The organism is Vibrio sp. 10N.222.52.C3 (assembly GCF_041474195.1).
In the GTDB taxonomy this organism is placed as follows: Bacteria; Pseudomonadota; Gammaproteobacteria; order Enterobacterales; family Vibrionaceae; genus Vibrio; species Vibrio crassostreae_C.
Map to the genome: position 1 here is coordinate 1 of NZ_JBFRTQ010000036.1, position 23,442 is coordinate 23,442.

A 23,442-nucleotide genomic window follows, 5' to 3' on the forward strand; every position below is an offset into this window, starting at 1 on the left:
TTAAAATTCAATGAATTAGAGGTTAATAGCTATACATTTCCTCTATGTCATGAACAGTACCAATGATGAAAGTTAGTGTAAACGTTTACACTTCGTGGTTTTGATCACAGAATTATAGTCAAAATGGCTGCTACTATTTCTGACATACGGTGCTACTGAGCTGAATGTCAGTTCGAGTTAGCCCACGAATGACGACAAAGAGAGGTTGATTGTGAAAGTACTGGTTACGGGCGGCATGGGTTACATCGGAAGTCATACATGCATTCAAATGATACAGGCAGGTATGGAGCCGATCATTGTTGATAACCTTTGCAACAGCAAAGAGCTAGTGCTGGAACGAATCGAGTCGTTAACTGGCAAGCGACCAACGTTTTATCTTGGCGACATTCGTGACCAATCTTTTCTAGATAGCGTGTTTTCAGAAAATGATATCCAAGCCGTGATTCACTTTGCTGGCCTGAAAGCGGTAGGGGAGTCGGTGGCTAAGCCTTTGGAGTACTACGATAACAACGTCAATGGTTCATTGGTGTTAGCTCGCAGTATGAAAAAAGCGGGCGTGAAAAGCATCGTATTTAGTTCTTCGGCTACCGTTTACGGCGACCCGGAAGTAGTGCCGATTACTGAAACTTCACCAACTGGCGCGACAACCAACCCTTATGGTCGCAGCAAATATATGGTGGAAGAGTGCTTGAGCGATCTGTTCAACGCGGAGAACGATTGGAGCGTCACTTTACTGCGTTACTTCAATCCAGTCGGTGCACATCCATCGGGCACTATGGGTGAAGACCCACAAGGTATCCCAAATAATTTAATGCCGTTTATTGCTCAAGTAGCCGTAGGGCGCCGTGAAAAACTGGCTGTTTTTGGAAACGATTACCCAACAGTCGATGGCACAGGCGTTCGTGACTATATTCATGTAATGGATTTAGCGGACGGTCACGTCGCAGCACTAAAAGTGGTTGGTGAGAAAGCGGGCTTACACATTTACAACCTAGGTACGGGCAAAGGCTCAAGTGTACTCGAGATGGTTGAAGCCTTCGCACAAGCATCGGGCAAACCGGTTCCTTATGAACTTTGCCCACGCCGCGCAGGTGACATTGCCGAATGTTGGGCAAGTACTGAAAAAGCAGAGCGCGAGCTTGGCTGGAAGGCGACGCGTAGCGTGATGGAGATGACGGCGGATACATGGAATTGGCAGTCGAATAACCCACAAGGTTACTAAAGAACTTTTAAGCTATTGAAAAAATAGAGATTCCAGATATCTCGTGCCTTTATTCTGGAATGACGGATGAGCATAAGGCTATGAAGTGGTGGCCTTTGCACAAATAGCACAACGAGATTACACGTCATTCCCTACAGCGAGGCACGAGCGTGATAGGGAATCTCCTTGTAGAAGAATTATTCATCTTGGTGAATTGACCAAGACACAAAATTTGAGAGCAATCTAAACATGTCAAAAGTTGAATTTAACCCAGTAGACCACCCGCATCGTCGTTATAACCCATTAACGGGTCAGTGGATCTTAGTATCACCGCACCGAGCAAAACGTCCTTGGAGTGGCCAAGATGAAAAACCATCGACTGCGCAGCTTCCTGCGTATGAGAAAGAGTGTTTCTTGTGTCCAACTAACACACGTATCTCGGGTGACGAAAACCCAGATTACGACGGTACTTACGTATTCAGTAACGATTTCGCGGCGTTGATGCCTGATTCACCTGACGCTCCAGAGTCTGAAAACCCTCTATTCAAGACTCAAGGTGTTCGCGGGTTGAGCCGCGTGATCTGTTTTTCTCCGGACCACAGCAAAACGCTGCCAGAGTTACCAGTAAACAAGATTCGCGGTGTTATCGACACATGGAATGAACAGATTGAAGAGCTAGGTAAAGACTACCTATGGGTTCAAGCGTTTGAAAACAAAGGCGAGACCATGGGCTGTTCTCAGCCACACCCACACGGTCAAATCTGGGCAAACAGCTTTTTACCCAACGAGATTGAACGCAAAGAAAAACTGCTAAAAGAGTACTTTGAACAGCAGGGCACAAACCTATTAGTGGATTACGTTGAAGCTGAAATGAAAGACGGCTCTCGCACTGTGGTTGAAACTGAACATTGGATTGCTGTGGTTCCTTACTGGGCAGCGTGGCCATTTGAAACCATGTTGCTACCAAAAACACACATCCGCCGTATGAGCGAACTGACTGACGAACAACGTGATGATCTAGCGCTTGCGATTAAGAAGCTGACTAGCCGTTACGACAACTTGTTCCAGTGTTCATTCCCTTACTCAATGGGCTGGCACTATGCGCCGTTCTTTGAAGAAGGCACCGACATCGATCACTGGCAACTGCATGCGTTGTTCTACCCCCCATTGCTACGTAGTGCTTCGGTTCGTAAGTTCATGGTCGGCTACGAAATGCTGGCAGAGTCTCAGCGTGATTTAACCGCAGAACAAGCAGCGCAGCGTCTTCGTGATTTGAGTGACGTTCACTACAAAGAGCAGGAATAGCCTACTTCGTAGATAACGAGTGAGATTCCTGATATCTCGTCCCTCGATGCTGGAGTGACGGCCGGTGAAAGGCCTAGAAGTTTAGAAGCTTAAGAGCTTAGGACTTTGGAGCTTAGACGCCGATGTTGTCATTCCCTACCGTGAGAGACGAACGAGATAGGGAATCTAAAAGAATTAAAGTGGTGCCGTGAAGGGACCATAACCAATTGAACAAAGAGTTTAACCAGAGAGTTTACTTATGTCTGACCTAATCCAAAACGTGAAAGCATCTTTTGAGCAAGTCCTTGGTTACCAAGCGGCTCATATTATCCAAGCACCAGGTCGTGTGAACCTGATCGGCGAGCATACCGACTACAACGATGGTTTTGTTCTACCGTGTGCCATTAACTACCAAACGGTAGTCGCAGCGGCTAAGCGTGACGACAACATTGTACGCGTAGTATCAGTGGACTACGGCAATGCAGTGGATGAGTTCGATTTAACTCAAGAGATCACCTTCCAACAAGACAAGATGTGGGCGAACTACATTCGTGGTGTGGTGAAGTGCTTAAAAGGTCGCGGCTTTGAATTTACAGGTGCAGACATCTCTGTAACGGGCAACGTGCCTCAAGGTGCAGGTTTAAGTTCTTCTGCGGCACTGGAAGTGGTGATTGGTCAAACATTCAAGGTGCTTTACAACCTAGAGATCAGCCAAGCCGAAGTGGCGCTTAATGGTCAACAAGCTGAAAACGAATTTGTGGGCTGTAACTGCGGCATTATGGATCAAATGATCTCGGCGGAAGGTCAAGCGAATCACGCGATGCTTTTGGATTGCCGTAGCCTAGAAACTCAAGCGGTTTCAATGCCAGAAGATATGGCTGTGGTTATCATTAACTCAAACAAGAAACGCGGCTTAGTCGACAGCGAATACAACACACGTCGTGAACAGTGTGAAGAAGCGGCGCGCATCTTTGGTGTTCCGGCACTTCGTGATGTGACCATTGAGCAATTCAAAGCGAAAGAGTCTGAATTGGATGAAATGGTCGCGAAACGTGCTCGTCACGTGATTACTGAAAATGACCGTACTGTTGAAGCGGCTCAAGCTCTACGCACTCATGATATGAAGCGTATGGGCGAGTTGATGGCTGAATCGCATGCATCAATGCGTGATGATTTTGAAATCACGGTGAAAGAGATTGATGCGCTGGTTGATATGGTCAAAGAAGTGATCGGTGAACAAGGTGGCGTGCGTATGACTGGCGGTGGTTTCGGTGGTTGTATTGTGGCATTGGTTCCACCTGCATTGGTTGATGAAATCAAAACAACCGTTGAACAGAAATATCAAGCGGCGACGGGGCTAAAAGAATCTATTTATGTGTGCCAAGCGAAAGACGGAGCAGGCTTAGTTGAAGTAATCTAACGGCTTCGAGACTTAATATAGAGCTTACCAAGTAAAAAGATCATGGTAGGCCAAATGCTAAAGCCTTTACTTCAGGTAGAGGCTTTTTACTGGCACTAGAAGGAATTTAGAATGACACAAGAGCAAAACCTGCATCAATCCATGACACAAACTCCAGCCTATGATGGCCAACCCGCTCAGTTAGTGACGCTATCAAATACGCGTGGCATGGAAGTGACATTCATGGACATTGGTGCAACATGGTTGAGCTGTATCCTGCCAGTAAAGGGAAATAAAAGAGAGGTTTTGTTGGGTGTTAACTCAATGGAGAACTTCGATAAACAAGCCAGCTATATGGGCACAACCGTTGGCCGTTATGCTAACCGCATTGCCAATGGTCGTTTTAAAATTGATGGTCAGAACCACAAGCTGGAAACCAACCAAGCGGGCAATACCTTACATGGTGGTCCGAACGGTTTTGATAAACGTCGTTGGAATATTGCCGAGCAGACTGATACATCTGTATCGTTTACTTTAGAGTCGGCTGATGGCGATCAAGGCTTTCCGGGGAATTTGAATGTGTCGGTGCGTTATGAACTCACCGAAGATAATCGAGTTTCCATTTATTACTCTGCAACCACAGACAAGCCAACCGTGGTCAACCTAACGAATCATGCGTACTTCAACCTACTTGGTGCAGAAGCCGGGCACGATTGTTTGTCACACATTGTGAGCATCAACGCCAATCAGTTTTTACCGACCAACTCGGTAGGTATTCCATTAGGCAACCTTAAATCGGTGAAATCGACCAGCTTCGACTTCAATCAGCCTATGATGATCTCAGAGCGTTTGTTGGGTGATGAACAGCAGAAAGCAGCAAAGGGTTACGACCACTCTTTCCTATTGGCTGATGGCTGTAAGCGCACTCAATGCGCTGCGACCGTAACGTCACCAGATGCGCTCGTCACACTAAAAGTATTTTCAACCAAACCTGCAATGCAGCTATACACCGGAAACTGGCTTGGTGGTACACCAAACCGAAGTGGTGGTAGCTATGAAGACTACGCTGGTTTGGCGCTAGAAACCCAGTTCTTACCTGACTCTCCTAACCACCCAGAGTGGAAGCAGGACAGTTGTATTCTCAAGCCTGAACAAGAATATAACTACAGTACCTGTTACCAGTTTGAATTTTCGGGGGATTCTTCAAACTAGTACGCTCTAGCTCAAAGCGGTTACGTCAATATCTTTTGTTTGTGAATAGGACGATGTGAATTATCGCGTTGTTCTTGGGGGATGAGCAAAAGTGGCGCTCAACAAGAGTGCGGTTTATTAAGCGCGATTGTTGAGTATCTGAGTAAGGTAGGAAAGCCCTAACAGAAGCGATTCTGTTAGGGCTTTTTTTTGTTTATTGCTTGATGACCAGACCAGACCAGAACCTAGACTTTCTCTACCGAATTACGGCGTACCAGAGTTGGAGAGAACATCATTGGTTCAGTTGAGGTGTTTTCACCTTTGGCTAAGTGCAACGCGAGTCGTGTCGCTTTCTCTGCCATCATCTGAATCGGGTAGCGAATGGTGGTTAGCTTTGGATGAACATAGCGTGCAATCAAGCCATCATCGAAGCCGATGATCGACATTTTGTCCGGCGCTTGAATACCATTTTCATCTAGGACAGACAAAGCACCTGCCGCCATGTAATCGTTGTACGCAACAATGCCTGTGATTGGCAGTGATTTAGTCAAAAGGTTGGTCATGGCGTATTCACCCCCTTCACTGGTGGGAGCTGAGTACTCAATATAGCTGTCAGATAACGCTATTTTGTAATCCGAGAGTGCTGACAAGTAACCTTGTACACGCTCATCGGCATCTTCAATGCTGTGCGATGAAGCGATACAGGCAATATTTTTATGACCATGACGAATCAGATATTCAGTCGCAAGATACGCGCCTTTCTTGTTGTCCAAGAAAATACAACGGTTGGCAATCTCAGCAATATAGCGATTGATCAGCACTAAGCCTTTGACTTCTTTTGCATAGGCAATCAGTTCTTCGTCTGTCAGGCCTTTTGAATGGATCACTAAGGCGTCGCAACGGCTATTGATCAGTAACTCAATCGCTTGTCTTTCTTCTTCACGATCGTGTGAGCCATTACCGACGAGGATATGCTTTCCGTTCTCACGAGCGACATTATCGACAGCCTTAACCAGCGTGCCAAAAAAAGGATCGGAGATGTCACCGACCAATACACCAACAGTGTTTGTGCTTTGGCTTACCAGCGCACGAGCATTGGCATTCGGGCGATAGCCTAGTTTAGACATCGCTTTCGTTACAGACTCTACCGAGCTTGCACTTGCCTTGGGAGACTTGTTGATCACTCGAGATACGGTTGCAACAGAAACACCAGCTTCCTTTGCTACATCTTTAATTGTTGCCATTTTTAACCTCTATACATTGCTGCATCTATTTAACACCGACAATGATAGTAAGGCAACGAAACTCTCATTTTACTTCCAGTAATGAGATCTTTACCGCTTGTAATTATTAGGCTTAATGCTAGTGTAAACATTTACATTTTACTTAATTTTAGTAAATGATTTAATGAGTGAAAACAAATCAATATAGGAAGTGAGAAATGGATACTGTCTCTTATGGTGACTTTGCTAAGTTAGAAATGCGTGTCGGTAAGATCATTGAGGTTGTGCGTCATGAAAACGCCGACAAGCTGTACATCGTGCAAGTGGATGTTGGTGACAAGACGCTGCAAACGGTGACCAGCCTAGTTCCTTATTACACTGAAGAAGAGTTGATGGGTAAGCAGGTTGTTGTTTTGTGCAATCTAGCGAAGGCTAAGATGAGAGGCCACACTTCTGAGTGCATGTTGTTATGTGCAGAAACGGAAGATGAATCTGAAAGTGTATTGCTAACACCTGAACGTGCGATGCCAGCAGGTATTCGTGTCGTTTAAGCTCACTTTAGGTTGGTGAGTCAATGTGTTCACCAACCTAAATCAACTAGCTGCGTACGGTCAATATCAAACCATCAATTACACTATGGTGGTGATCGGAAACCCCAGCAAGGTTGCCATATTTAGGCTGGTGGCGATCATTTTCTAATGGGTGGTGCCAACCTTGTGTGTGTTTAACAAAGTGCGCCGCAAAGCTTTCAGACACCTCTAAACACCCAGCTATAACGGTATCGACATAGGTTTGAACGATAGGGCTGTTCTCACAAGGCGCCTCGATTTCGTCTTTCACATAAACCCAAATAGATTGATCTTCTTTGAATTCGGTTTGGCTCTCTATCTGATCGGCTTTTAATTCGATTCGGTGATAGCCACGTTCACGACGATCAAACTCAGCAAGCGCTATCTCGTCGACTTCAAGCAAAACACCATTCACTTGCCCTTCACCAAGGTTGACGATCAAAGGGGATAACACGTAACTGTCGTCGATCTTACTCCAATGGCGCACTAAGCCATGAACAATCGCTGGGATTGCTTGACCCGTTTGACCTGTGAGTTGACGTGAAGATGAGTTGATCAAACTGCCATAACCAAAAATATACATCGCGTTCCTTGTCTGTTCTTTTGTATTTGAGACTAGTCTTACTATATGTGGCGAGATGGCAAAAGTCAGTAAGTTTCTATTTACACATCTATATGTCTTTATGACTCTTTGGGTTGTGTTTTTTTGACTTGTTTACTGGCTTGTTGATCTCGTGAGTCACTGTTTTTACTGGCTTTATCTAATTGGCGCGTTTCATGCAATGTGAGCTTTATATTGCATCGAATTTGATGCACACCAAATTTGGTTTAGGTAATACCTTGACCGCTTATCTGAGAATTAGGAGCGAGTTTGTTAAATATCACAGATAAAAGTGTAGAAGACGCGATTCCAGCCTACCTGCGTTTAGGCTTTCGACCTTTCTTCTTTCTAGGCAGTCTCTATGCCGTGATTGCGATTGTGGCTTGGGTCATCATGTTTCAAAACGGCCAGCCTGAGGTTTTAAACGTTCCCGCACTGTGGTGGCACGTGCATGAGATGCTGTTTGGTTTTTCGATGGCGATTGTTGTCGGCTTTGTGCTCACTGCCGTGCAAACTTGGACAGGCGTCAATGGCACCAAGCATTATCGATTAGCCGCGCTAGTCGGATTGTGGTTGGCACCTCGTATTCTGTTTTGGACCCCCGCGCCGTTATGGCTGATTTCGTCGGTTGAGGCGCTGTTCTTAATCTTCGCCGCCTACGAAATTGGTTTCCGAGTCGTGAAGTCGAAAGGCTGGAAGAATCTATTCTTTGTGCCGCTGTTTATATTGGCTATCGTGGCGAACTTTGCTAGTTACGCGACCATTAAGGGGATGCCTCCATTCCCATCGTCTGCAGTTTGGCAGTCTATGTTGTGGTGGTTTACCTTGCTGTTATCAGTGATGGGTGGGCGAGTGATCCCATTCTTCACAGCACGTCGTTTTGAGTTTGAAAAAGCGCAGCCATTGGTTTGGTTGGAATGGTTAGCCAATCTACCTTTGGTTGGTTTATTTGTGTTGAGCTTCTTCCCATTGACCTTTGCTCAAGTAGGTAATGAGTTAATGGTGTTTGCTGGCGTGACTCAGTTAGTTCGCTTTATCCGTTGGAAGCCTTGGACAACCTTGTCTGAGCCTTTGGTGTGGTCGCTGCATGCGGCTTACCTATGTATCCCTCTCAGTTTGCTGTTACGTGGTCTGTTAGACAACCCGTTCGCGAGCCACAACATGCTGCACTTGTTTGCGATTGGTGGCTTGAGTGGGTTAATTCTGGCGATGATCACGCGCGTGACAATGGGACATACTGGCCGTGCTATCTATAAAGGGCCAAGTATGGCTTTGGCGTTCTCGGCTATATTTATCGCGGCACTCGTTCGTAGTTTAGGTGTGACATTCTTCCCGGCGTATTTATTTGAGATGGTCAATATCAGCGCGGGTTTATGGACGTTAGCGTTCGGTCTATTTATCTGGAAATTTGGGATGATGCTGTTAACGCCAAGAGTGGATGGTCACCCGGGCTAAGCCAATTAGTTATCTATTGATATAGATAGGGAAGCTCAGAGCTTCCCTTTTTGATCTTGATAACTCATTAAGTACTCGCAGCAAGGTATTGGCGTACCTGTGTGATGAGATCTTCCTTGGCGTGAGGCGAGATAAAACTGGCTTCGATGGCATTAATACTGAACTGCGCCAATTCGTTTTTGGTCACTGGGTGAGCATTGGCGACGGCGAGGAAGTTATCATTCATATAGCCGCCGAAGTAAGCCGGATCATCGGAATTGATGGTGACGCACAGCCCTTTTCTCAGCAACTCGACGATGTTGTGCTCTTGCATGGTCTCAAACACCTTGAGCTTGGTATTCGACAGCGGGCAGACGGTCAGTGGTGTACGTTTTGCTATTAGCTGTTCCATCAACTCTTCATCTTCTACACAGCGAACGCCATGATCAATTCGGGTAATGCCTAGCAAGCTCAGTGCGTCGCTAATATTTTGTGCTGGGCCTTCTTCTCCGGCGTGCGCGACAGTCAGAAAGCCTTGGTTGATCGCTTCTTGGAATACATGTTTAAACTTCTCTGGTGGATTGCCCTGTTCTGATGAATCTAACCCAACGGCAATGATCTTATCTTTATAAGGAAGGGCTTGTTTGAGTGTTTCAAAAGCGCTGTCTTCATCGAGATGACGCAGAAAGCACATGATCAGTTGGCTGCTGATACCAAGCTCTTGCTCCACTTGATTCAAAGCTCGAGTAATCCCGCCAACGATGACTTCAAAGTCAATGCCGCGTGCAGTGTGAGTCTGAGGGTCGAAGAAGATCTCAGTATGAACCACATTATCTTGCTGACACTTCAACAGATAAGCCCACGTCAGGTCGTAGAAATCTTGTTCATGAATCAGTACGTTTGCACCTTGGTAATAGATATCGAGAAAGGATTGAAGATTGTGGAACTGGTACGCGTCTCGAACTTGGTCTGGGGTCTCAAAGGGAATCGACAGGTTATTACGCTTGGCGAGTTGGAACATCAGCTCTGGCTCTAATGTGCCTTCTATATGTAAGTGCAGCTCAACTTTGGGTAAATTTTTGATGAAGCTATCCATAGCAACTCCTTAGCTATTTTAATTATGAGCGGAGTAGGTGAGACAGTAGAGTCTATAAACCTGAGCAAGCAGGTATCTCTTTCATTTATCTCTGTTTGAGCATAGTTCATTTCATTGTTATCGATAAAATAGGATAGAAGTTGATGGTGAACCGAGAGTTATGAACCGATTGAAATTAGGCGCAAACGATTTGCAGCATTGGAGTGTGATCCGCTGCAAATATTTGCAGCAATATTCATTGATTTGTGCTCTAATACCGCGCTTACCAAGGGATGGTGTTAAAAGATGCTCACTTAGATGGAGTTATCAAAGTTGACCGATCCCTTAATGATCTCCCTTAGGAAAAAATAGAACATGTCTAAGAACAAAAAATTTGATATCCGCCTTACAGAAAAACGCAACGGTTGGTGTGCAGAGATTACTCGTCAAGTAACGTCTCGCAGCACTACAGTATCTAAGCGTGAGTCTGGTTTCGAAACTGAAGCTCTAGCACAAGAGTGGGCAGAGAAAGAGCTAGCATCTTTCATCGCTAACCAAGCTGAACGTAACGAGCGTAAATCAGAGCAGCGTAAAGAGCGTGACGAACTACGTCACACTAAAGAGCTTAAAGCTGAGCAAGCACGTGAAGCGCGCGCTAAAGCTCGTGCAGAAGAGCAAGAAGACGCTGAGTAATTCAGTGCATGACTAATTTATAGATCCCTTAATTTTAAGATAAGGGATTTGTGAAAAAAAAGCCCCGATACAACTTTTTTCTTTATAGTTAAAAGTGTATTGGGGCTTTTTAGTTTGTGGAGTTCTGTTTTATTGTGTTTAAGAGCTCGGTTTGGCTTCTCGCTTTTAACGTCGAGCTCTTAAACTGTTAAGCATTGTCTGATCAGTTATTCAGTTCAGTTAGCCAATCGTCTTCTGCCACTTCTTCAATGTAGCTTTCTACTGATTGTCCTACTTCTTCATCGTCTTGCTTGAAGTAAGCGATGTGGAACACAGCATCACCTTCGTTGACCAAAGGTAGAGTTTGCTGACCAATCACGATACCGCCTTTGGTTGTGATCACTTGGCCTTCTTGGTGACCCAATGGAGAGCTGATGTAAGCAAGGGTTTGTCCTGCTTCAACCTGTTCGCCCAGTCTTACCATGTTACGCAAAATACCGTCTGACTCTGCGCGGATCCAGCTGGTGGATTTACTCAATACTGGCTCTGGTAACTTCTTACGGTTAGGGCGCAGCATGCCAATTTCTTTCATCACTTGGTGCACGCCAAGGTAACCCGCACGAATCGCTAGGTGATCAAAACGCAGCGCTTCACCACCTTCGTAAGTTAATACAGGAATACCCAGTTTTTCCGCTTCGCTACGCAGTGAACCGTCACGCAGTGGAGAATCAATGATCACGGGTGTTGCAAACGCTTTTGCGATGCGCAGTGTTTCAGGGTTCGATAGGTTTGCACGAATCTGTGGCAGGTTGGTGCGGTGAATCGCGCCCGTGTGTAGATCCAAGATGTAATCACAGTGCTTTGCCACGTTCTCGAAGAAAGTGTAAGCGATACGTGATGTTAGCGATCCTTTCTCACTACCTGGGAAGCAACGGTTTAGGTCGCGACGGTCTGGTAGGTAACGAGACTTATGGATAAAGCCGAACACGTTAACGATAGGCACGACAATCAAGGTACCTTTCAGTTTTTTTGGATCGATAGCATTCGTCAGTTGTCGAGCAATCTCAACACCGTTTAGCTCATCGCCGTGGATCGCCGCATTTACCATCAGTGTTGGGCCTGCTTGGCGACCGTGAATAATTTCAATCGGGATCGAAAGTGGAGAGTGCGTGTAAAGCTGAGCCGCTTGCAGTTCAATCTCCATTCGTTGTCCTGGCTGAACAGTATAACCAAGTAATTCGAATGGTTGATTAGGTTTTAGTCTTGCCATTTAGGTTGTTCTCAACATGGTGATAATTCGTTAACACGGAATGTATCAATCGTTGATTTTTAGTACGAATCAATCGCTTTACGGTGACGACAAAAGTTTTTTATGAAGGGGCTTATGAATTGGTTTCAGTTTTTTATTTGGTTAATTGAAGGGTGTTTCAAATTGTGAATTTTCTGACAATACATTGATTTAGCGCTGATATTTGTCATTTGGTTCGTTGGTATTATCCACCGCCATTTTTTGGCGGCCAAATTCAAATATCGAGATCAAAATGAAAAAAACAATTTCAAAAGTTGTAGCACTAGCAGTGGTATCTGTTGCTCTATCTGGCTGTGTGGGTAGTAATGCAGTAACCGGTTACCTAATGAAGTTTAACGTGAAGGCTGTTGATAACCGTTACGCTCGTGGTGGTTTGAACATACTACTTGCACCTGCGTATGGTCTAACGGTTGCTGCCGATTACTTAGTATTCAACTCACTAGAGTTCTGGACGGGTAGTAACCCACTAACAGGTGCTCCGCACATCTTTGATACTAAGACTGATACTTACCTAGACATCAACCACCAACTTGATCCGTCTCTAACGGAAGCACCAGTGGGTCCTATCACTCAAAACCGTATGATCGAAACGGGTGAGATGTTCCAAGTAGACGAGAACACAGTACAGATGGAAATCACTTACCAAACTGGCGAGACAGCAACTTTGGTTGGCGTTCGTGAAGGTGATGTAGTGACTTACTCTATCGATGGTGAAGTGGTTGCAGAGACGTCTATCGATGAACTTTCAGCTTACGCAGCAGCTCGCGCTTAATCTAGATTGATTCATTAGATACAAAAACAGGTACTCATTGAGTACCTGTTTTATTTTGTGTCGATAAACGGTGCTTACTGAGAACACCATTTATTGAAAAGCACTAACGCTTATCGAATTATGCTTTTTCTGGGATCGCTTCAAGTAGCGCAACCATTTGGTTCCAGAATAGCTCAACGGTGTCGATCTTCACTTTCTCATCAGGAGAGTGCGGAAACTTGATGGTTGGGCCGAAAGAAACCATATCCATGTTCGGGTAAGGTTCTTTGAATAGACCACATTCAAGACCTGCATGGATAACCATGATGTTTGGCTTGTGACCGTAGATACCTTCGTACATGTCGCGGAAGATATGCATGATTTCTGAATCTGCGTCTGGTTTCCAACCTGGGTAAGCACCAGAGAACGCGATGTTAGCGCCTGCTAGTTCAGCAACAGAGTGAAGCATGCTTTCTACTTGGCTACGACCTGAATCGATAAGAGAACGGATCAGGCAAAGCACTGTGATTGAGTTCTCTTCTGTTGTGATAACACCTACGTTTAGAGACGTTTCCACAACACCTTCAATCTCGTCACTCATACGAATCACGCCGTTTGGACATGCGTTAAGTGCCGCGATGAAGCGAGCTTGGTCTGCTGACGCAAGTGCGCCCATTTCTACAGAAGCTTCTTCATTGAAAGTCACGATGCTGTCTTCTACTTTACCTAGCTCTGTTGAAAGCAGCTCAGTGTAGTAGTTGTATAGTGAAGCCAGTTTTTCTTGGTTTGCCGCAGGAACAGCAACCGTTACGAAACCTTCACGAGGGATCGCGTTACGAAGGCTACCACCTTTGAATTCGACGATGCGAAGGTCTAGCTCTTTTGCGTGACCCGCTAGGAAGCGAGCAAGCAGTTTGTTTGCGTTTGCACGACCTGTGTGGATGTCACAACCAGAGTGACCGCCTTTTAGGCCTTTTAGCGTTAGCTTACGTGTTACGAAGTCAGCTGGAATCGCGTTACGAGCAATTTCAAATGTCATTGCGCCGTCGATACCGCCAGCACAACCCATGTACACTTCGCCTTCTTGCTCTGAATCGGTGTTAAGAAGGATATCGCCTTCTAACCAACCCGCTTCAAGACCGAAAGCGCCAGTCATGCCTGCTTCTTCATCTACTGTTAGTAGAACTTCGATAGGGCCGTGTTGGATTTCGTTTGAAGCAAGAACCGCTAGGCAAGAAGCCATGCCCATGCCGTTGTCAGCGCCAAGCGTTGTGCCTTTAGCTGTAACCCACTCACCATCAATGTATGGTTGGATTGGATCTTTAGCGAAGTCATGAACTGTGTCTTCGTTCTTTTGTGGAACCATATCGATGTGAGCTTGTAGCACGACACCTTTTTTGTTTTCCATACCCGCCGTTGCTGGCTTTTTGATGAATACGTTGCCCGTTGGGTCTCGACGTACATCTAGGCCTTGCTCGGTTGCCCAAGCAATAATGTATTGAGCAAGCTCTTCTTCATGCTTAGAAGGGTGTGGGATTGAGCAAATCTTATCGAAGAACTGCCAGATAGGGGCAGGGGATAATTTACTGATCTCAGAATGGAATTCAGACACGGATGACTCCTTTTTTATTTAATAACCATATATTTAGGTTTTGTATGGGTAAAAACCTAGAACAAAAATCTAAAATATGGGTCTGTTTTGATGGCAACAGCATACCACTTGAGCGTTTTGACGAGTAGCGGTTCTAAACCTCAAATAGCTCAAATTTTGAATGCGATCTTGTCCATCTGATCACAATTAAGCGCCTTGATGCTTATAAATGGCGCAAGCAAACGTTTGTTTAATTCTGTTCTGTAATTTTATTACTAAAATAAGTTTGCAAAATAACCATAAATGGCAAAAAGTGTGACGTATAGCAAAAAATACTTGTAATCTTTTTTCTTTAGGGTATATTAATAACCAACTTCTGAGATGAAGAGTAAATGCTCAAAGGATGAGTCCGTTTTATCGCCTCCAAGGAACCGAGAAATCAAATTCGTTTTTTATTGATTTATTAAGGTGATAGTTATGAAAGGTTTACCATCTGCAATGTTCTGGATTAACAGCTCTGTTTACACTAGCAACTTTGCATACCCTACAAGCTTTGGTTACTAATACCGTAAGCATGTAACTCGAACAGTTTTGTTCACCCCTATATATTGGAATTCTTTTACAGCCCTTTTGGTTGACAGATTCTACCGCCACTCAGTTTTGAGTGGCGTTTTTTTTGCCTGCTACTTTTCCAAACCGCTTTCGCTTGTCACTTTCCCTGCAGTTCTGCGTGGTTGTTTTTTAAACGCCGAAATATCAATTTGCGCCTTATTACTGATCCTGTTGAAAAATACATAACTATTGTGGGTTTGAATTCAGAATTTACTGGCTAGATTCTCAATGAAAATAACCGATGGTAGAAAAAACAACCAACTAATTTCACTGAATGTATTTTTGTTAATTGCTTGTTTTTAAACACTATTTACCGATAATGTTTGTATTTTTAATCGCTTTGTTTCATACGGCATTCTGATAAATATCGATTAGAGCCTTAATTCTATCTGGAATTTGTTATTTGATAACTTTATAATCCACAGCCAATCGATTACGCAACCGTTTACTTTTTACCCTTATAGGATTCGATAATGTTCGAAAAGCTATTCAAACTCAGTGAAAATGGCACCAATGTGCGCACTGAAATCATCGCAGGTCTAACAACCTTCCTAACAATGGCTTACATCATTTTTGTAAACCCAATGATTCTAGCTGATGCTGGTATGGACCATGGCGCTGTATTTGTAGCAACCTGTTTAGCGGCTGCTATTGGCTGTTTCATCATGGGCTTTGTTGCTAACTACCCAATTGCTCAAGCTCCAGGTATGGGTTTGAACGCATTCTTTACCTACGCTGTTGTAATGGGTATGGGTTATACGTGGCAAGTTGCTCTGGCAGCGGTTTTCGTATCAGGCGTAATCTTCATCTTCTTAAGCATCTTTAAGATCCGTGAATGGATTATCAATTCGATCCCTATGTCTCTGCGTGTTGGTATCTCTGCAGGTATCGGTCTTTTCCTAGCGTTTATTGCTCTTAGCAATGCAGGCATCGTTGTTTCTAACCCAGCAACTAAAGTTTCACTGGGCGACATTACCGCGATTGCTCCTATCCTAGGCTCACTTGGTTTCTTCCTAACGATTGCTCTTGTTCACCGTGGCGTGAAAGGCGCAGTAATGATTGCGATTCTAGCTATCACAGCTCTTGGCATTGTTATTGGTGACGTTCAATACGGCGGCATCATGTCTACACCACCAAGCCTTGCTCCTACATTCATGCAGCTTGATTTCTCTGCTGTATTTGAAATCGGTATGATTTCAGTGGTATTCGCATTCTTGTTCGTCGATTTGTTCGATACAGCGGGTACCTTGGTTGGTGTTGCAACGAAAGCAAACCTAATCAAAGAAGACGGCAAACTACCTCGTTTGAACAAAGCATTGCTTGCTGACTCTACAGCAACATCTATTGGTGCATTGCTAGGTACATCAAACACAACGTCTTATGTTGAGAGTGTTGCGGGTGTTGCTGAAGGCGGCCGTACCGGTCTAACGGCTGTTGTTGTTGGTATCTTATTCCTATTGGCTCTTTTCTTCTCGCCACTTGCAGGCATGATTCCGGCTTACGCAACATCAGGTGCACTTTTCTATGTAGCAATTCTGATGATGTCTGGCCTAGTTGGCATTGATTGGCGTGATCTTACGGAAGCAGCACCAGTCGTGGTAACATGTCTGCTTATGCCGCTGACGTACTCTATCGCTGAGGGTATCTCACTAGGTTTCATCGCTTACGCTGCAATTAAGCTGCTAAGTGGTAAAGGTCGCGACGTTTCACCTGCTGTGTGGGTAATGTCGGCTATCTTTATTCTTAAATACATTTTCGCTTAATCGTCTAGATTTCTGCTTAATCGCTGAAGAGGCTATGTTTGAGATAGCCTCTAATAACATGACAAAATTATTAGGTTTTATACTATGAGCAACAAATTCGTTATCACTTGGGACAACATGCAGACTTACTGCCGTCAACTTGCTGAAAAGCAAATGCCAGCAGAGCAGTGGAAAGGCATCTGGGCAGTAAGCCGTGGTGGTTTGGTTCCTGGTGCAATCTTGGCTCGTGAGCTAGGTATTCGTCACGTAGATACGATTTGTATTTCTAGCTACGACCACGATCACCAACGTGATATGACAGTAGTTAAAGCACCTGAAGGTGACGGCGAAGGCTTCCTAATCGTTGAAGACTTGGTTGATAGTGGTGACACTGCACGCAAGCTTCGCGAAATGTACCCTAAAGCGAAACTGATCGCTGTATGTGCAAAACCATCTGGTGCTGATTTGCTAGACGAGTACATTGTTGATATCGCTCAAGACACATGGATTGAGCAACCTTGGGATACTAGCCTAAGCTACGTTGAGCCAGTAAATCGCAAGTCAAAATAAGCGTAAACTAAGTTTTTTGAGAAATGACCCTTTATAGGGTCATTTTTTTTTATATTATTAGTGACAACCATTTCTTATTAAGTATCCCAATGTCTGAACCAGAAGAAACGAGCTCGAACCTTTCGGAAACTTTGTTTGTAAAGCACAAGCAAGCGAAAGAGACCTCAATGTTGACACAATACATGCCAAGCTCTGAAGCGTTATTGGATGAGAAGCGTGAACAGCAAAACTCATCATGGTATCGAAACCTAAGACGTCTTCAGTGGGTATGGCAAGGCGTTAATCCAATAGAGCAGGAAGCGGTATTGGCTCGCATCGCGTCATCAGATAACTCTCGTACAACCGATGAGTGGCTTGATACGGTCATGGGTTACCGAAGTGGTAACTGGGCATACGAATGGACCAAGCTGGGTATGCAGCATCAAAATCGTTCTAATGAGAAGAATGGTGAAGAGATGGCTGAAGAGCTATTTTCCGCATCGTTGTGCTTCAGTATTGCGGGTTACCCACACCTCAAGAACGACAACTTGGCAGCTCAGGCTCAAGTGTTGGCCAACGCAGCGTATTCTGAAGCGATCAAGCACACTAAGTTGATCGTCAAGCAGATTGATATTCCATACCAAAACAAGAAGATCAAAGCGAACTTGCATCTAACCAAGACAGATAAACCACAACCGGTTGTGATTGTCAGCGCGGGTCTAGATAGCTTGCAAACCGATATGTGGCGCCTGTTTAGGGATTATTTAGCACCTAAGAACATTGCTATGTTAACGGTAGACATGCCATCAATAGGGCACAGTGCACATTGGCCGTTAACAGAAGACTCATCTTGTCTTCACCAAGCAGTGCTGAATGAATTGCCTAACATCCCATGGGTCGATCACCACAAAGTCGGCTTGTTTGGTTTCCGCTTCGGTGGCAATGCGATGGTGAGATTATCTTTCCTCGAGCAACATAAGATTAAAGCGTGTATTTCTTTAGGCGCGCCAATTCACGATATCTTTGTTCATGCAGACAAACTTAAGCAGATGCCTAAAATGCATCTAGATGTGTTGGCTTCGCGCCTTGGTAAAGGGGCGGTCGATATCAATAGCCTTTCTGGGCAGTTGATGGCGTGGTCACTCAAGGTACAAGGTTTGCTGTCAAACAGTAAAACCAGTGTTCCTATCTTGGCATTGGCTCTGGAAGGCGACCCGGTTTCACCGCCAATGGATAATCAACTGGTTGCTATTTACAGTGATTACGGAAAAGCGAAGAAAATCAAAGCTAAGTCAATTACACAAGGTTATGAGCAATCCCTCGAATTGGCGATAAAGTGGCTTGAGGATGAATTATTTAGATGACATTTCTCCTAAATTAGTTAAGCATGAAAAATGTACAAACTAAGTACCTGATACTCAGAGGTCATTTATAAAATCCAAATGCGTAGTTTCTACGTATAACAGTCTGAGTAACGTCATTCTTAACATTGAAAATGGAGATTCAATATGTCAGAAGTGACACAACAACCTACGCATTACCGCTTGTTGAATGTTTTAAAGGCGATCGGGCCTTACTTAAGGGAACCGCAATCAGAAGAAGGCCACTATATCTTTGATTGCTTGTCTGTATGTGTGAACGATAAAAAATCACCAGAAGAACGCGAGTTCTGGGGCTGGTGGCTGGAATTGGATAAGTCGGAAGAGGGATATTCGGCGAAGTACAATATCGGCAAGTACAACATCGATGGTAACTGGGATTCTTTGCCGTTACCTAAAAAGGCGGTCGCTGAGGTCTCTCGAACTCAAGAAGCCTTCCACAAGAAACTGGTTGATGAACTTCAAAGTAAGTTTGAAATCAGTATCCAATTAGACGAAGAGTCTGTCGAATTCGTCTAATTTTAAAGGTTACTCTTCTATATAAAGCAAAAAGGTGCGATTTCGCACCTTTTCTGCTTGTGAATTCCCCTTTTGATTGCTAAAACATCACCTCTTATTTGTTTTATCCATAAAAGACTTCATGACAACAAATCATCAAAGCGGGACAACAACACAGCGTAAAACTGTCGTTGTTAAACTGGGTACCAGTGTCTTAACTGGTGGAACATTGGCATTAGACCGCGCTCATATGGTTGAGCTGGTTCGTCAATGTGCTGAATTAAAAAAACAAGGCCACTCTGTGGTTATGGTTTCGTCTGGTGCAATTGCAGCAGGACGTGAGCACCTTGGTTACCCCGCACTTCCCAACTCAATGGCGAGCAAACAGTTGCTTGCGGCAGTTGGGCAAAGTCAGTTGATTCAAGTTTGGGAGTCTTTGTTTGCTATCTATGGCCTTAAGATTGGCCAGATGCTACTGACTCGTGCTGATCTCGATGATCGCGAGCGTTTTCTTAATGCACGTGACACGATCAACGCACTGGTTGAGCACGATATTATTCCGGTAGTAAACGAAAACGACGCAGTAGCAACCAACGAAATTAAAGTGGGCGACAATGATAACTTGTCGGCCTTAGTGGGTATTTTGTGCGGTGCTGATAAGCTTTTGCTACTAACAGACCAAAAAGGCCTGTTTACGGCTGACCCTCGTAAAGATCCAAATGCTGAGCTCATCAAAGAAGTGAAAACCATTGATGACACGCTGCGTAAGATCGCAGGTGGCAGCGGTACTACGTTGGGTACTGGCGGCATGGCGACAAAACTGCAGGCGGCTGACATTGCTCGTCGCGCAGGCATCGAAGTGATTATTGCTGCGGGCAGTGCTGAAAATGTGGTGTTTGATTCACTGAGTGATAACCCACAAGGCACACGTTTCTTGCCTTTAGCGGAAGCGCTTGAAAACCGTAAACGCTGGATTTTAGCGGGCCCTGCTTCAGCAGGTGACATCGTGGTTGACGACGGCGCAGTAAACGCAGTCAACACCAAAGGCAGCAGCTTGTTGGCGAAAGGGGTTGTTCGAGTTAAAGGCGAATTCTCTCGTGGTGAAGTTACCCAAGTCACAGACAGCAAAGGCAAAGTAATTGCGCGTGGTATCGCCAGTTATTCAAGCCAAGACCTAGCAAAAATTGCAGGCAAGCACAGTAAAGATATTGGCGACATCCTTGGATACGATTATGGGTCAGAAGTCATTCACCGTGACGACCTTGTTGTAATCCAAGAATAGCTCGTGATGATAAGGCGAATCGCCTTTTTGCATCCAAAGACAGACAGAATTTAGGGAGAGTTAAACGTGGATTTAACTAACATGGGTATCGCAGCAAAAGACGCTGCTTTCCACCTAGCGACCGCATCTACGGCGCAAAAGAATAAAGCATTGGCGATCATCGCTGATGAGCTAGAAGCAAACGCAGCAACGATTTTAGAAGCGAATGCGAAAGATATCGAACTTGGCCGTGAAGCGGGTTTAACTGACGCACTGCTCGATCGTCTACTTCTTAACGAAGAGCGCTTAACCGGTATCGCTAACGATGTTCGTAACGTGATTAGCCTGAATGACCCAGTTGGCAGCGAAATTGACAGCAAAGTACTAGAAAACGGTATGTCACTGTCTCGCCGCCGCGTGCCACTTGGTGTGGTGGGTGTTATCTATGAAGCGCGTCCGAACGTAACCATCGATATTGCAGCTCTGTGTCTGAAGACAGGTAACGCAAGCATTCTACGTGGTGGTAAAGAGACGTTTTTCTCGAACATGGAACTGGTTAAGGTTATCCAGTCTGCATTAGAGAAAGCGGAGCTTCCAGCCGCTTCTGTTCAGTACATCGAGAAGCCTGATCGTGAACTCGTTTCTCAACTGCTTAAACTGGACGACTACGTGGATATGATCATTCCTCGTGGCGGCGCTGGTCTGCACAAGATGTGTAAAGAGAACAGCACCATCCCAGTAATCATCGGCGGCTTTGGTATCAGTCATATCTTCGTTGATGAAAGCGCTGATCTTGAGAAATCTGTCGATGTGGTCGAAAACTCAAAAGTTCAACGTCCATCGGCGTGTAACTCGTTAGATACACTGCTAGTGCATGAAGCGGTTGCTGAAGCTTTCCTAACTAAGCTGAAACAGCGTTTAGCCGGCAAGGTAACCTTAGTTGCTGATACCAGTGCAAAATCGCTGCTAGCGGGTTTTGAAGACCAACGTGATGCGGTTGAAGGCGACTTTGACACTGAATGGCTAAGCTACACGCTAGGCGTGAAAGTGGTAGCGGATGTGGCAGAAGCGATTGACCACATGCGTGTACACAACGCGAGTCATTCAGATGCGATTATGACCAATAGCTTAGAGAGCTCAGAGCGTTTCATTAACTCTGTTGGTTCTGCAGCGGTTTATGTGAATGCATCAACACGTTTCACTGATGGCGCACAGTTTGGTTTAGGTGCTGAAGTTGCCGTGTCTACTCAGAAATTGCATGCTCGCGGCCCAATGGGCTTAGAAGAGCTGACAAGCTACAAATGGGTAGGTAAAGCGAACTATTTAGTCCGCGGTTAACGCTGGTCGTTAATTTTACTCCTCAGCTCATTTTTGAAATGGCGGTCGAGTAGCAATAATCAATGAATCACCACACAAAAGGGCCTTAATTGGCCCTTTTTCTTTCCTAACGTTTGGCAATTCCGTTACACTGATATTCAATTATTTGGAGGTGATATGCATTGTCCTTTTTGTTCAGAGAACGACACTAAAGTAATCGATTCAAGACTGGTAGCCGATGGCCATCAGGTTCGTCGTCGCCGTCAATGCCTTGCATGTAGTGAACGTTTTACTACGTTCGAATCGGCAGAACTTGTGATGCCTAAAGTCATAAAGTCGAATGGAAACCGCGAACCATTTAATGAAGATAAAATGGTGGGTGGTGTACAGCGCGCCCTAGAAAAACGCCCAGTGAGTGCTGACGCGATTGAACTTGCGATCAGTACGATTAAGTCACAACTCCGTGCAACTGGTGAGCGTGAAGTACCAAGCGAGATGATTGGTAATCTTGTGATGGGCCAATTGAAAGAATTGGATAAAGTGGCGTACATTCGTTTTGCCTCTGTTTACCGCAGCTTTGAAGACATCCGAGAGTTTGGCGAAGAAATCGCTAAATTAGAGGATTAACTCCTCAATCATGTCAAACTTTACTCCCCTAGATTTTCAAATGATGTCGCGTGCTATTCAGTTAGCAAAACGCGGCATTTACACTACTGCGCCAAACCCTAATGTGGGTTGTGTCATTGTACAAACCGACGGTCAGATCGTTGGTGAAGGTTTTCATGCCAAAGCTGGCGAACCTCATGCTGAAGTACATGCCATGCGAATGGCAGGCGACAAAGCAAAAGGTGCGACGGCTTATGTCACGCTAGAGCCTTGTTCTCATTACGGTCGAACGCCGCCTTGTGCTGAAGGTTTGATTAAGGCTCAAGTAGCCAAAGTGATTTGTGCCATGCAGGACCCAAACCCAAAAGTCGCAGGTCGTGGTATCAAAATGCTACGCGATGCGGGTATTGAGGTTGAAATCGGTTTGCTAGAGCAAGACGCTCTCGACTTGAACCCTGCATTTATCAAGCGTATGCAAACTGGCATGCCATTCGTTCAGTTAAAGATGGCCGCTAGCCTTGATGGGCAAACGGCATTGGAAAATGGCCAAAGCCAGTGGATCACATCGCCAGAAGCACGTCGTGATGTTCAGAACTACCGAGCAAAATCAGGCGCTGTGTTGTCAACTAGCCAGACGGTGATTGAAGACAACGCGTCGTTGAATGTTCGTTGGGCAGAGTTGCCAAGCAGTATCAAAGGTCATTACGCTGAAGACGAGCTGCGTCAGCCGATTCGCGTGATTCTTGATCGTCAAAACCAACTGCGTCCTGAACTCAAGTTATTCCAGACTCCAACATCCGTGTTGAGAGTTGCCGAAGCGTCTGCTGATATTGAAGTCGCAACTACAGATGCTGGTCAGCTCGATTTGCACGATCTGATGCGTCAATTACCTGCCAATCATATCGACCATATTTGGGTCGAAGCGGGCGCGACATTGGCAAAAAGCTTGATTGAAGAACAGCTGGTGGATGAGCTAATCCTCTATTTAGCACCTAAACTTATGGGCAGTGATGGACGAGGTTTGATGGGCGCATTAGGGCTCACTTCAATGTCTGACGTTATTGACCTAGAAATTAAAGATGTTCGACAGGTTGGTGTGGATATTCGCATCGTTGCGAAACCCGTAGTAACGCAACCGACAGTAACGAAACCACAGTAGAAATAGTTACTCCAACTGC

At 45.1% G+C, this 23,442-nt stretch carries 21 protein-coding genes; 16 read left to right on the plus strand and 5 right to left on the minus strand.

What is annotated here, in order from left to right; translation table 11 throughout:
- The first annotated feature begins 211 nt into the window (after nt 1-211).
- The 4 genes from galE (at nt 212) to galM (ending at nt 5,096) form a co-directional block, all read left to right on the plus strand.
- Nucleotides 212-1,222: a UDP-glucose 4-epimerase GalE gene (galE, locus tag AB4517_RS06570; protein ID WP_017070355.1), complete on the plus strand. Its 1,011-nt coding sequence runs from the start codon at nt 212-214 to the stop codon at nt 1,220-1,222.
- A 228-nt stretch (nt 1,223-1,450) separates the two neighbouring features.
- Nucleotides 1,451-2,506: a UDP-glucose--hexose-1-phosphate uridylyltransferase gene (locus AB4517_RS06575; protein WP_372148088.1), complete on the plus strand. Its 1,056-nt coding sequence runs from the start codon at nt 1,451-1,453 to the stop codon at nt 2,504-2,506.
- A gap of 238 nt (nt 2,507-2,744) precedes the next feature.
- Entirely contained in the window at nt 2,745-3,905 is a 1,161-nt protein-coding gene (galK, locus tag AB4517_RS06580) for a galactokinase (RefSeq protein WP_372148089.1), read from the plus strand.
- Between the two features lie 111 nt (nt 3,906-4,016).
- Complete coding sequence (galM, locus tag AB4517_RS06585; RefSeq protein WP_372148090.1) at nt 4,017-5,096, plus strand: galactose-1-epimerase; 1,080 nt, start codon at nt 4,017-4,019, stop codon at nt 5,094-5,096.
- Nucleotides 5,097-5,320: 224 nt separating this feature from the next.
- Here galM and AB4517_RS06590 read toward each other — a convergent pair whose 3' ends face one another.
- Nucleotides 5,321-6,319, minus strand: a complete 999-nt coding sequence (locus tag AB4517_RS06590; RefSeq protein ID WP_372148091.1) for a substrate-binding domain-containing protein — start codon at nt 6,317-6,319, stop codon at nt 5,321-5,323.
- A 197-nt stretch (nt 6,320-6,516) separates the two neighbouring features.
- Here AB4517_RS06590 and AB4517_RS06595 point away from each other — a divergent pair, with 197 nt between their 5' ends.
- On the plus strand, nt 6,517-6,849 hold the full coding sequence (locus AB4517_RS06595; RefSeq protein WP_017060796.1) for a tRNA-binding protein: 333 nt from the start codon (nt 6,517-6,519) through the stop codon (nt 6,847-6,849).
- Nucleotides 6,850-6,895: 46 nt separating this feature from the next.
- Here AB4517_RS06595 and AB4517_RS06600 read toward each other — a convergent pair whose 3' ends face one another.
- Nucleotides 6,896-7,450: a gamma-glutamylcyclotransferase family protein gene (locus tag AB4517_RS06600; protein ID WP_372148092.1), complete on the minus strand. Its 555-nt coding sequence runs from the start codon at nt 7,448-7,450 to the stop codon at nt 6,896-6,898.
- A gap of 288 nt (nt 7,451-7,738) precedes the next feature.
- On the opposite strand from AB4517_RS06600, the gene AB4517_RS06605 reads away from it, so the two are divergent.
- Entirely contained in the window at nt 7,739-8,923 is a 1,185-nt protein-coding gene (locus AB4517_RS06605; RefSeq protein WP_372148093.1) for an NnrS family protein, read from the plus strand.
- A gap of 67 nt (nt 8,924-8,990) precedes the next feature.
- On the opposite strand, the gene AB4517_RS06610 is transcribed toward AB4517_RS06605, so the two are convergent.
- Entirely contained in the window at nt 8,991-9,998 is a 1,008-nt protein-coding gene (locus AB4517_RS06610) for an adenosine deaminase (RefSeq protein ID WP_372148094.1), read from the minus strand.
- A gap of 354 nt (nt 9,999-10,352) precedes the next feature.
- Between AB4517_RS06610 and AB4517_RS06615 the strand changes: the two genes are divergently transcribed.
- Complete coding sequence (locus AB4517_RS06615) at nt 10,353-10,670, plus strand: DUF3622 domain-containing protein (protein ID WP_017056240.1); 318 nt, start codon at nt 10,353-10,355, stop codon at nt 10,668-10,670.
- 202 nt (nt 10,671-10,872) lie between these two features.
- Here AB4517_RS06615 and AB4517_RS06620 read toward each other — a convergent pair whose 3' ends face one another.
- Nucleotides 10,873-11,919 (minus strand): succinylglutamate desuccinylase/aspartoacylase family protein, encoded by a 1,047-nt coding sequence (locus tag AB4517_RS06620; RefSeq protein WP_372148095.1) that lies wholly within the window; start codon nt 11,917-11,919, stop codon nt 10,873-10,875.
- A 271-nt stretch (nt 11,920-12,190) separates the two neighbouring features.
- Here AB4517_RS06620 and AB4517_RS06625 point away from each other — a divergent pair, with 271 nt between their 5' ends.
- Nucleotides 12,191-12,730 (plus strand): DUF3332 family protein, encoded by a 540-nt coding sequence (locus AB4517_RS06625; protein WP_372148096.1) that lies wholly within the window; start codon nt 12,191-12,193, stop codon nt 12,728-12,730.
- Nucleotides 12,731-12,848: 118 nt separating this feature from the next.
- On the opposite strand, the gene AB4517_RS06630 is transcribed toward AB4517_RS06625, so the two are convergent.
- Nucleotides 12,849-14,321 carry an aminoacyl-histidine dipeptidase gene (locus AB4517_RS06630; protein WP_017060790.1) on the minus strand — a complete coding sequence of 491 codons (1,473 nt, stop codon included), beginning with the start codon at nt 14,319-14,321 and terminating at the stop codon, nt 12,849-12,851.
- Nucleotides 14,322-15,385: 1,064 nt separating this feature from the next.
- On the opposite strand from AB4517_RS06630, the gene AB4517_RS06635 reads away from it, so the two are divergent.
- From AB4517_RS06635 to ribD, 8 genes are all read left to right on the plus strand, one after another.
- Complete coding sequence (locus AB4517_RS06635; RefSeq protein ID WP_017060789.1) at nt 15,386-16,675, plus strand: NCS2 family permease; 1,290 nt, start codon at nt 15,386-15,388, stop codon at nt 16,673-16,675.
- Nucleotides 16,676-16,759: 84 nt separating this feature from the next.
- Nucleotides 16,760-17,224 (plus strand): oxytetracycline resistance phosphoribosyltransferase domain-containing protein Tet(34), encoded by a 465-nt coding sequence (gene tet(34), locus AB4517_RS06640; protein WP_009847475.1) that lies wholly within the window; start codon nt 16,760-16,762, stop codon nt 17,222-17,224.
- Between the two features lie 89 nt (nt 17,225-17,313).
- The gene (gene frsA / locus AB4517_RS06645) at nt 17,314-18,567 is read left to right on the plus strand and encodes an esterase FrsA (protein ID WP_017060788.1); all 1,254 of its coding nucleotides are present in this window, start codon (nt 17,314-17,316) and stop codon (nt 18,565-18,567) included.
- 144 nt (nt 18,568-18,711) lie between these two features.
- Nucleotides 18,712-19,101: a sigma factor-binding protein Crl gene (gene crl, locus AB4517_RS06650; RefSeq protein WP_017060787.1), complete on the plus strand. Its 390-nt coding sequence runs from the start codon at nt 18,712-18,714 to the stop codon at nt 19,099-19,101.
- Nucleotides 19,102-19,177: 76 nt separating this feature from the next.
- Nucleotides 19,178-20,362, plus strand: coding sequence for a glutamate 5-kinase (gene proB, locus AB4517_RS06655; protein WP_012604650.1), 1,185 nt, complete (start codon nt 19,178-19,180; stop codon nt 20,360-20,362).
- A gap of 66 nt (nt 20,363-20,428) precedes the next feature.
- Complete coding sequence (locus AB4517_RS06660; protein ID WP_050644922.1) at nt 20,429-21,679, plus strand: glutamate-5-semialdehyde dehydrogenase; 1,251 nt, start codon at nt 20,429-20,431, stop codon at nt 21,677-21,679.
- 156 nt (nt 21,680-21,835) lie between these two features.
- The gene (gene nrdR, locus AB4517_RS06665) at nt 21,836-22,285 is read left to right on the plus strand and encodes a transcriptional regulator NrdR (RefSeq protein WP_004734394.1); all 450 of its coding nucleotides are present in this window, start codon (nt 21,836-21,838) and stop codon (nt 22,283-22,285) included.
- 40 nt (nt 22,286-22,325) lie between these two features.
- Nucleotides 22,326-23,423 (plus strand): bifunctional diaminohydroxyphosphoribosylaminopyrimidine deaminase/5-amino-6-(5-phosphoribosylamino)uracil reductase RibD, encoded by a 1,098-nt coding sequence (ribD, locus tag AB4517_RS06670; RefSeq protein WP_372148097.1) that lies wholly within the window; start codon nt 22,326-22,328, stop codon nt 23,421-23,423.
- Nucleotides 23,424-23,442 lie beyond the last annotated feature (19 nt).

What these genes read in the sequence shown, in the direction of transcription:
- AB4517_RS06595 (WP_017060796.1), top strand. Translation starts at nt 6,517, where the DNA reads ATGGATACTGTCTCTTATGGTGACTTTGCTAAGTTAGAAATGCGTGTC.
- AB4517_RS06620 (WP_372148095.1), bottom strand. Translation starts at nt 11,919, where the DNA reads ATGGCAAGACTAAAACCTAATCAACCATTCGAATTACTTGGTTATACT.
- nrdR (WP_004734394.1), top strand. Translation starts at nt 21,836, where the DNA reads ATGCATTGTCCTTTTTGTTCAGAGAACGACACTAAAGTAATCGATTCA.
- AB4517_RS06575 (WP_372148088.1), top strand. Translation starts at nt 1,451, where the DNA reads ATGTCAAAAGTTGAATTTAACCCAGTAGACCACCCGCATCGTCGTTAT.
- galK (WP_372148089.1), top strand. Translation starts at nt 2,745, where the DNA reads ATGTCTGACCTAATCCAAAACGTGAAAGCATCTTTTGAGCAAGTCCTT.
- AB4517_RS06635 (WP_017060789.1), top strand. Translation starts at nt 15,386, where the DNA reads ATGTTCGAAAAGCTATTCAAACTCAGTGAAAATGGCACCAATGTGCGC.
- AB4517_RS06600 (WP_372148092.1), bottom strand. Translation starts at nt 7,450, where the DNA reads ATGTATATTTTTGGTTATGGCAGTTTGATCAACTCATCTTCACGTCAA.
- AB4517_RS06625 (WP_372148096.1), top strand. Translation starts at nt 12,191, where the DNA reads ATGAAAAAAACAATTTCAAAAGTTGTAGCACTAGCAGTGGTATCTGTT.
- AB4517_RS06610 (WP_372148094.1), bottom strand. Translation starts at nt 9,998, where the DNA reads ATGGATAGCTTCATCAAAAATTTACCCAAAGTTGAGCTGCACTTACAT.
- crl (WP_017060787.1), top strand. Translation starts at nt 18,712, where the DNA reads ATGTCAGAAGTGACACAACAACCTACGCATTACCGCTTGTTGAATGTT.
- AB4517_RS06590 (WP_372148091.1), bottom strand. Translation starts at nt 6,319, where the DNA reads ATGGCAACAATTAAAGATGTAGCAAAGGAAGCTGGTGTTTCTGTTGCA.
- frsA (WP_017060788.1), top strand. Translation starts at nt 17,314, where the DNA reads ATGTCTGAACCAGAAGAAACGAGCTCGAACCTTTCGGAAACTTTGTTT.
- AB4517_RS06615 (WP_017056240.1), top strand. Translation starts at nt 10,353, where the DNA reads ATGTCTAAGAACAAAAAATTTGATATCCGCCTTACAGAAAAACGCAAC.
- galM (WP_372148090.1), top strand. Translation starts at nt 4,017, where the DNA reads ATGACACAAGAGCAAAACCTGCATCAATCCATGACACAAACTCCAGCC.
- ribD (WP_372148097.1), top strand. Translation starts at nt 22,326, where the DNA reads ATGATGTCGCGTGCTATTCAGTTAGCAAAACGCGGCATTTACACTACT.